The sequence below is a fragment of the Planktosalinus sp. genome, from assembly GCF_059864935.1.
On record NZ_JCBCCK010000110.1, the window covers coordinates 1 to 8,237 of the forward strand.

Consider the following 8,237-nt stretch of genomic DNA (forward strand, 5'->3'; position numbering starts at 1 on the left):
TAGTTTAATCCGGCTTCAGTTGCCGCCTCTCTGTTGATTTCTTCCCAAGCATTCTGACCCACATCGGCTATCCACAAATCATCAGTTAGCGGGTCAAATGAGAATTTCCAGGGATTTCTCAATCCATAGGCCCAGATTTCATCTCGTGCTGTTGAATTGCTAATAAACGGATTGTCTACAGGTATATAAGGAGCCGCAGCGTTAACATCTAAACGCAATAACTTACCCAATAGGTTGGTCAGGTTTTGTGAATTGTTTTGCGGGTCGCCGCCACTGCCACCATCACCACTCGCTATATAAAGCATTCCATCTGGACCGAATGTCAGATGACCTCCATTGTGATTTGAGAAGGGTTGATTGAAACTGAGCATTTGAAGTTCTGATGAAGGATCTGCTACATCAGGGTTACTACTGACAGTAAATCTGGAAATTTGTGTGTTGCCTGATAGGTTTGTATAATAAACGTAAAAATACCCATTGTTGGCATAATCCGGATGAAAAGCAAGCCCCAGCAGTCCTGTTTCGCCACCTGAAGTAATGATAGAAGAGATATTCAGGAAAGGAGTGGGATTGACACTTCCGTTAGGATTTAAAATTTTTATTTGCCCACCACGCTCAACAACAAACAATCTGTCGTCACCGGCATGCTTTAATTCCAGGGGCGAACTAAAACCACTGGCTATGAGTTCCAGTTGTAAGTCTTGTGAAAAATTATTCAATGTAAAAAAGAAGAGAAATGCAATAATGTAGAATAATCTCATAGCAATTAGTTCTTGATTCATTTTACTAATGTAATTAAAATCTTAGGTAATTGAAATGAAGTCAGACTGATTTAACTAAACTTTAGAAAAGTAATTAAGGACTTAATTTTTTGGAAATTATCTCTGAAGCCTCGTCCAGAAGTTTAAAAACAAGTTCAAAATCACTGTCATCCCCATAATAGGGGTCAGGCACATCGACATTTTCATTTTCAAAAAGTTCATTGAGAATCAGCTTGACCTTTTTTTTGCCGATTTCGTTTGGTGCTAAGTTTGAAACATTGCGTTTATTGTCATTGTCCATGACATAAATCAGGTCGAAATTATGGAAATCGTCAGTTGATAGTTGTCTTCCACGCTGATAGCTAATGTCAATACCAAATTTACGGGCAACCTTTATACTTCTCGGGTCCGGCTGTTCGCCAACATGCCAGGGACCGGTTCCTGCAGAATCAATATGAAATTTTTCAGGGTCGAGTTTAGACCTTAGAATTCCTTCAGCCAAAGGCGACCTGCAAATATTGCCAAGACAGACCACCAAGATGCGTGTCTTCATTGCAGTTGGTTTTATAGAGTGAATTTTTTGTTGAGGTCTTCAACATATTTTCTGAATTGCTTGTCAGTTGAAGTTAAATTGTCAACAGTTTTACAAGCGTGAAGTACCGTGGCGTGATCTCTTCTTCCAATTTGTGAACCAATACTCGCCAACGATGCCTTAGTGAATTTTTTTGCAAAAAACATGGCTAATTGACGTGCCTGGACAATGTGTCTCTTTCTTGTTTTGGATTGCAGGGTGTCCACATCCATTTGGAAATAATCTGACACTACTTTTTGAATGTAATCGATGGATACTTCTCGCTTGGTGTGCTTTACGTAATTGTCCACAATTTTACGGGCCAAATCAAGAGTAATTTCCCTGCGGTTGAAAGAGGAATGTGCAATCAATGAAATGATAGCTCCTTCCAATTCACGAATGTTGGTTTTGATATTGTTTGCCAGAAACTCGATGATTTCCTCGGGCATGTCCACTCCGTCTCGGTAGAGTTTGTTTTTTATAATTGAAACCCGTGTTTCAAAGTCGGGTTGCTGCAATTCTGCAGAAAGCCCCCATTTAAATCGCGAGAGGAGACGTTGTTCAATATCTATCATATCCACCGGAGCCTTGTCACTGGTCAAAATAACCTGTTTGCCGTTTTGGTGCAGGTGATTGAAAATGTGAAAAAATACATCCTGGGTTCCTGATTTTCCGGAAAGCAACTGAATATCATCTACGATAAGCACATCCATAATTTGATAAAAATGGATGAAATCATTTCGGTTGTTTTTTCTTACTGCTTCAATGTGTTGTTGCGTAAACTTTTCGGCTGAGATATACAAAACCGTTTTTTCAGGATATTTATCTTTTATTTCAACTCCAATGGCATGAGCGAGGTGGGTTTTACCCAGTCCAACACCTCCAAAAACCAATAAAGGGTTAAATGAAGTTCCGCCGGGTTTGTTGGCCACAGCAAGACTCGCCGAGCGTGCCAAACGGTTGGAATCGCCTTCCAAAAAGTTTTCAAAATTGTAATTGGGGTTGAGTTGTGATTCAATTTTTACATTTCTGATACCCGGAATCACAAAGGGGTTTTTCAGTTCGGGGTTTTTATTTTTTACAGGCACATCAACATCTTGAGCCCTGACCTGTGAACGATTTGTACTTGGAATTTTTTCAGTAAAAGGTTGCTTGTTCCCGTAAGTGTTTTCCATTCTGATTACATAAACCAACTTGGCGTTTTCACCCAACTCTTTTATAAGTGCAACTTTTAAAAGTTTCACATAATGCTCTTCCAGCCATTCATAGAAAAATTTACTGGGTACTTGAATACTTAACGCGTTATCAGTTAACTTTACAGCCTGTATGGGCTCAAACCAAGTTTTATATGCTTGTGGGGAAATGTTGTCCGCTATAAAAGACAGACAATTTGTCCAAACTGATTGCGCAGTTTTACTCATGCCGGGGTTAGAGATTTTTATTAATTAGTTAGTTATGAAAAAAAAAGAGAAAATGAATTTCTCTTGGATTTTTGTTATCGCAAATATGTGAACAAATTATTTAAAAAAAAAACCGAAAGCCTATTGAATATTTAATTTTTTTTCCCCATACTGTGACCGTATAAACATACAAAAAAAAAGTACCCTTTCAAAAAAAAGTAATGCTAAAAAAAGATTTTTTACAAGTGCGGGTTAGATATGCTGAAACCGACCAAATGGGAGTGGTTTATTATGGAAATTATGCCCAGTATTTTGAGATGGGACGCACTGAATGGCTCAGGAAATCGGGCATTTCATACAAATGGATGGAAGACAACGGCATTATACTTCCTGTTGTAGATTTGAACGTAAAATTTAAACAGTCTGCTCAATATGATGATCTTTTAACAGTTGTGACTGAGCTTCAGTATCTTCCTACAATACGAATTGGCTTCAATTATGAAATTTTCAACGAAAAAAAAGATCTCATTACCACCGGTTCCACCACTTTGGTATTTGTTGATAAAGCTACCAACAAATTAATTAAAGCTCCTGATTATTTAATCGAAAAACTCAAGCATATCGATTTTGATGCTAAGTGATTTTTTTCATCATGACTTCATAGAGTGATTCAAAAGCAGCTTCTAAATTTCCTGACATTGATTTTCTGGCTGACACCACAATTTTGCAATCGAGCTCAAGTTGTTGCTCAATAATATTTATGTTTTTTTCCTTGATGATTCGCATCACCCTGTTCATGTTTTTATAATCAAAATGGATTTCGTAAATTGAATCAATCGTTTTTTCGACGATTTCTGCAGCTTCCAGTGTTATTTTTGCGCTGTTTTTATAGGCGCTAATCAATCCACCGACACCCAGTTTTGTTCCGCCAAAGTAACGTACAACTACAACCAGCACATTGGTTAAATCAAAGGATTGTATTTGCCCGTAAATGGGTATTCCGGCAGTGTTTGAGGGTTCGCCATCATCATTTGCACGAAAGTAAATAGTCTCCGTTCCCAGCTGGTATGCATAGCAAAAATGCCGTGCGTTTTTGTGTTTTTCCCTGACATTTTCAAGACAACTCATGGCCATTTCTTCGGTTTCCACCGGAAAGGCATAACCAAAAAATTTACTTCCCTTTTCCTTGAGTAAAGTTTCTTCAGAAGTTTTTAAAATGGTTTTAAAGGTGTCTTTTTGCTCCATTTGTTAAGTGTAAATCACCAGGAAAATACTAATAATTGCCAAGCCGATACCCACCCAGTTTTTGGGCAATAATTTTTCCCTGAAAGCAATCAGGCCCACCAAAGTGGATAACATCACTATACTCACATGGTTTACCGTAAAGACCATTGAGCTTTCCAGGCCTTCAGATGAAAGGGCTTTCAATAGAAACAAGATAGAAAAGTAATTGGGAATTCCCAGTGCAATTCCGCCGAGAATACTACGCCAATGGATTTTTTTATTAGGTTTTAGAAGAAAGAAAATCACACCAAAAATTGCTGCAAACCCAAAAATTGTGGTCGAAAAAATGGAGAATTGTGTTTCGGAAACGTAATTGGTTTCTAAAAATTTTAGCGAAGTATCAATAACTCCTGAACCCAGAAACAACAAAATGGGAAAAATTATATTTCGCCATTTTAAGCCTTCCCTGCTTTTCACCGAAGCGAGGTAAACCGCAACCAAGGCCAGGACAATTCCCATAATCTTTAAAAAACCCACGCTTTCGTTGTAAACGATCAATCCGAAAACAACGGGTATGACTACTGACATTTTAGAAGCCACAGAAGTTACGGCAACCCCGCTGCGCTGTGCCGTGATTCCCATAACATTAAAAATGAGAATAAAGAGCAGTCCCAAAAAGACACTTCCGAGAAACCAATCACTTGAGGTAACTTCAGTCGGACTCAACTTGGAGTCTGACATCAAAAAACCAAAGCTAAAAGCCACAAAATAATTGATGATTATGGCATGAAAGGTATTTACCTGATAGTGCTTGAACAGTTTGAAAATCACATACAGCAGGCTGGAAACAAGTACACTGAAAAAAAGGTAAATCACAGTAAATGCGGGTGTTTGTTAAACAATTCAGTGATGTCGTCGGTATTGGGGTTTAAATTCCACACTTGAATTCCAAGCTTTTTCGCTGCGTCAGTGTGCATTTTGGTGTCATCAACAAAAAATAAATTTTCGGGTTGTAAATTGTTATCATTCAATACAAACTCAAAGACTTCTGTATCGGGTTTTCTCAAACCAATTTCGTGTGAAAGATAGAATTTTTCAAAACAGTTTTTAAATCGCCCGTAATATTCAATGTTGTTTTTTACCCAATCAATGTGAATTTCGTTGGTGTTGCTTAAAAGTAACAATTGGTGTTTTTTTGCAGCTGCCAGATTTTCAATAAATTCAATTCTATGTATTGGAAAATTAAGCAAGATAGCATTCCATGCATCCACAAGATCTTGTTTATTTGCCTGAGGAAACCATTTCTGATAATATGCTACAAACTCGTTTGATGTGAGTTCTCCTTTTTCATAAGCGGCATTCAACTGCTCCATTTCCGGTTTGAACGCATTCAATCCCAGTTTTTTCAATTCCCGAAAAGTGGCTTCTTTGTCCAGATTCAAAAAGATATCTCCAAAATCAAAAAGTATGGTCTTAATCATTGTAATACATTTTTAAAGTGTCGTCACCAATTTGTAAACTTTCTAGAGGTGTATTCCCGATTTTAGGAGCAGCTATACCGCTTTTAAGTTTAGGGGTTCCGGTAAAAACCCTTGCTTCATCCCACAATCCGGCATTTATAAAAGTGTTTAAGGTCATTGCTCCGCCTTCAACAATCACAGATTGTATTTTGTGTTTAAAAAGGACTTCACAGATTTTCTTAGCCAGATTTTTGTCAAAATCAATGGCTTCAAACTTTACTTTTGGAAGCTCGGGAAATGAGTTGTGCTTGTTTGAAGTTATCACGATGGTTTCTGAAGTACCATCAAAAATGGCAGCATCAGGCTTTATTTTTAAATGTTGATCGATAACAATTCTAATAGGGTGATTGCCTTCCCACAAACGGGTTGTCAATTGCGGATTGTCTTTTAAAACGGTTTGGGTGCCCACTAAAATGGCCTGCTCCTCACTGCGCCATTTGTGAACCAGTTGTTTTGAAGCATCGCCGGTAATCCAAAACGGCTCGCCAGTTAACTGCTCTTTTGGTGCGATAAAACCATCTTGAGTTTCTGCCCATTTTAAGATGATGTAAGGGCGTTTTTTTTGGTGAAAAGTAAAAAAGCGTTTGTTGAGTTTTTGGCATGCTTCTTCAAGTATTCCGATTTTTACTTTGCAACCTGATTCTAATAATTTTTTTACTCCGCGACCGGCCACAACTTCATTGGGGTCCAAACAACCAATCACCACTTTCGGGATTTTGTGAGCCACAATCAAGTCTGCACAGGGTGGTGTTTTTCCAAAATGGCTGCAAGGTTCCAGACTTACGTAAAGGGTTGCTTTTTTTAATAGCGATTTATCTTTCACTGAAGCAATGGCATTGACCTCGGCATGGGCTTCGCCGGCTTTTTTGTGCCAGCCTTCACCAATAATCCTATCTTCATAAACAACAACACTTCCCACCATCGGGTTGGGGTAGGTATTGCCCAAAGCATTTTGAGCTAAATCGAAGCAGCGTTGTATGTATTTTTGATGTTGTGACAAGAAAATTGCATTATCTTTACACAACAAAAATACTACAATTTAACCGAATGAAGACTTATGTTATCCGACCCATTCAACAAAAGGATAATCCGCAAATTGCCAGTGTAATCAGGGATGTTTTGATTGAATTTGGTGTCCCAAAAGTGGGCTCTGCTTATGCCGATAAAAGCCTGGACTGTATGTTTGAAACTTACAACACCGAAAACAAGGCCTATTTTGTGGTAGAAGAAAACGGAGCCATCATTGGCGGAGGAGGTATCAGTCCACTCGATAATTTTGAAGGCAATGTGTGCGAACTACAGAAAATGTATTTTTCTCCCGCAGCCAGGGGCAGGGGAATTGGCAATGAAATGATGGATATTTGCCTCAACAAAGCCCGCAAATTGGGTTTTGAACAATGTTATCTGGAAACCATGCCCTATATGAAAGACGCCCGAAAGCTGTATTACAAAAAAGGTTTTACCAACCTTGACAAACCTATGGGTGACACCGGGCATTATTCCTGCAATGTCTGGATGATTAAAAATTTATGAACTTAAGCGAATTCAGACATCTCTTTAAATCACAACTGGGTGGAAAATATCCGGCAGAGGAAGTGGCGTCATTCTTCAACTGTCTTTGCGAAAGTTACCTCAATTTAAAACGTGCAGAAATCCCTTTGGAATTAAAAAGAATTTTCACTGAAGAGGAGCGTTCACTTTTTGACAGTGCGCTACATCAGTTGGAAAAACACGTTCCCATTCAATACATATTGGGTGAAACAGAATTTTACGGAATGAAATTCAAGGTCAGCCGCGGAGTGCTTATCCCGCGTCCTGAAACCGAAGAGTTGGTTGACCTTATTATTAAGCAAGCCCCAAAAGGCAAAATCTCTATTCTGGATATTGGGACGGGGAGTGGATGTATTGCTGTTTCGCTCGCCAAAAACCTACCTGAGGCACAAGTTACAGCTTTGGATATTTCGGAAGCAGCTCTGGAAATTGCCCGCCAAAATGCAATGCAAAACCAGGTGGAAGTAGCATTTATCAAAAAAGACATCCTCAAAACAGAAACATTTGATCAAAACTGGGATATAATTGTTTCCAACCCTCCTTATGTGTTAAATGCCGAAAAGGAAAAAATGCAGGACAATGTGCTTAATTACGAACCACACAACGCACTGTTTGTTCCTGACAACGACCCTTTGCTTTTCTACAAAAAAATAAGCCAACTTGCCCATAAACATTTAACCAAAAACGGGAAATTGTATTTTGAAATTAATGAGGCATTTGGTGATGAGACAGTTCAATTAATAAAAAACATTGGTTTTAAAGATGTGAGACTTTATAAAGATGTATTTGGAAAAAACCGGATGGTAAGTGCCACCAAACTTACCTAATCCCTTCTTTTGTAAAAATCGCGGTGGGGAAGAACAATAATCTCTACACGCCGGTTGAGTTGTCTGCCTTCGGCGTTTTCATTGGTTGCCCGGGGCCTTGTAAAGCCGTGAGCTTCACTTTCAAAATCGTAAATTCCTCTATCCTTTAGCCCTATTTTTAGTCTGTTTAAAACACTTCTTGACCTGCGTTGCGATAGATAAATGTTGTAGTCGTGGGAACCAATATTGTCTGTATGCCCTTTCACTATGATTTTTGCCATTCCCACCCGAGCAATTTGGGAGGCAAGACTGTCAAGGGTTTCCAGAGCCTCCTCTTTTAAATTAAATCGGTCAAAATCAAAGAGTACATCAGCATTGAGGTTGATTTTTACAACACCGCTTAT

At 38.7% G+C, this 8,237-nt stretch carries 11 protein-coding genes; 3 read left to right on the forward strand and 8 right to left on the reverse strand.

The window, feature by feature from the left end; genetic code table 11:
* The 3 genes from AC6F75_RS04780 to dnaA form a co-directional block, all read right to left on the reverse strand.
* Positions 1-782, reverse strand: a 782-nt coding sequence (locus AC6F75_RS04780) for a PQQ-dependent sugar dehydrogenase (protein WP_500713805.1), incomplete at its 3' end; no start/stop codon positions are given.
* Positions 783-855: 73 nt separating this feature from the next.
* Positions 856-1,314: an arsenate reductase/protein-tyrosine-phosphatase family protein gene (locus AC6F75_RS04785; protein WP_500713806.1), complete on the reverse strand. Its 459-nt coding sequence runs from the start codon at positions 1,312-1,314 to the stop codon at positions 856-858.
* Positions 1,315-1,325: 11 nt separating this feature from the next.
* On the reverse strand, positions 1,326-2,753 hold the full coding sequence (gene dnaA, locus AC6F75_RS04790) for a chromosomal replication initiator protein DnaA (RefSeq protein ID WP_500713807.1): 1,428 nt from the start codon (positions 2,751-2,753) through the stop codon (positions 1,326-1,328).
* Between the two features lie 200 nt (positions 2,754-2,953).
* On the opposite strand from dnaA, the gene AC6F75_RS04795 reads away from it, so the two are divergent.
* Complete coding sequence (locus AC6F75_RS04795) at positions 2,954-3,373, forward strand: YbgC/FadM family acyl-CoA thioesterase (protein ID WP_500713808.1); 420 nt, start codon at positions 2,954-2,956, stop codon at positions 3,371-3,373.
* On the opposite strand, the gene AC6F75_RS04800 is transcribed toward AC6F75_RS04795, so the two are convergent.
* Genes AC6F75_RS04800 through ribD form a run of 4 tightly spaced genes read right to left on the reverse strand, consistent with a single transcriptional unit; the run spans position 3,366 to position 6,476 of the window.
* A complete protein-coding gene (locus tag AC6F75_RS04800; protein ID WP_500713809.1) occupies positions 3,366-3,977 on the reverse strand; it encodes a YigZ family protein in 612 nt (203 codons plus the stop codon). The genes AC6F75_RS04795 and AC6F75_RS04800 overlap by 8 nt on opposite strands.
* A gap of 3 nt (positions 3,978-3,980) precedes the next feature.
* Positions 3,981-4,832 (reverse strand): EamA family transporter, encoded by an 852-nt coding sequence (locus tag AC6F75_RS04805; RefSeq protein WP_500713810.1) that lies wholly within the window; start codon positions 4,830-4,832, stop codon positions 3,981-3,983.
* A complete protein-coding gene (locus tag AC6F75_RS04810) occupies positions 4,829-5,437 on the reverse strand; it encodes an HAD-IA family hydrolase (protein ID WP_500713811.1) in 609 nt (202 codons plus the stop codon). Before AC6F75_RS04810 ends, AC6F75_RS04805 begins: the two co-directional genes overlap by 4 nt.
* Positions 5,430-6,476: a bifunctional diaminohydroxyphosphoribosylaminopyrimidine deaminase/5-amino-6-(5-phosphoribosylamino)uracil reductase RibD gene (gene ribD, locus AC6F75_RS04815; protein WP_500713812.1), complete on the reverse strand. Its 1,047-nt coding sequence runs from the start codon at positions 6,474-6,476 to the stop codon at positions 5,430-5,432. Before ribD ends, AC6F75_RS04810 begins: the two co-directional genes overlap by 8 nt.
* 47 nt (positions 6,477-6,523) lie before the next feature.
* On the opposite strand from ribD, the gene AC6F75_RS04820 reads away from it, so the two are divergent.
* A complete protein-coding gene (locus AC6F75_RS04820) occupies positions 6,524-7,009 on the forward strand; it encodes a GNAT family N-acetyltransferase (protein WP_500713813.1) in 486 nt (161 codons plus the stop codon).
* Positions 7,006-7,854 carry a peptide chain release factor N(5)-glutamine methyltransferase gene (prmC, locus tag AC6F75_RS04825; protein WP_500713814.1) on the forward strand — a complete coding sequence of 283 codons (849 nt, stop codon included), beginning with the start codon at positions 7,006-7,008 and terminating at the stop codon, positions 7,852-7,854. Before AC6F75_RS04820 ends, prmC begins: the two co-directional genes overlap by 4 nt.
* Here the strand turns inward: prmC and AC6F75_RS04830 are convergent.
* The coding region (locus tag AC6F75_RS04830; protein ID WP_500713815.1) for an OmpA family protein at positions 7,851-8,237 on the reverse strand (387 nt) is incomplete at its 5' end. The two genes, prmC and AC6F75_RS04830, sit on opposite strands and share 4 nt — an antisense overlap.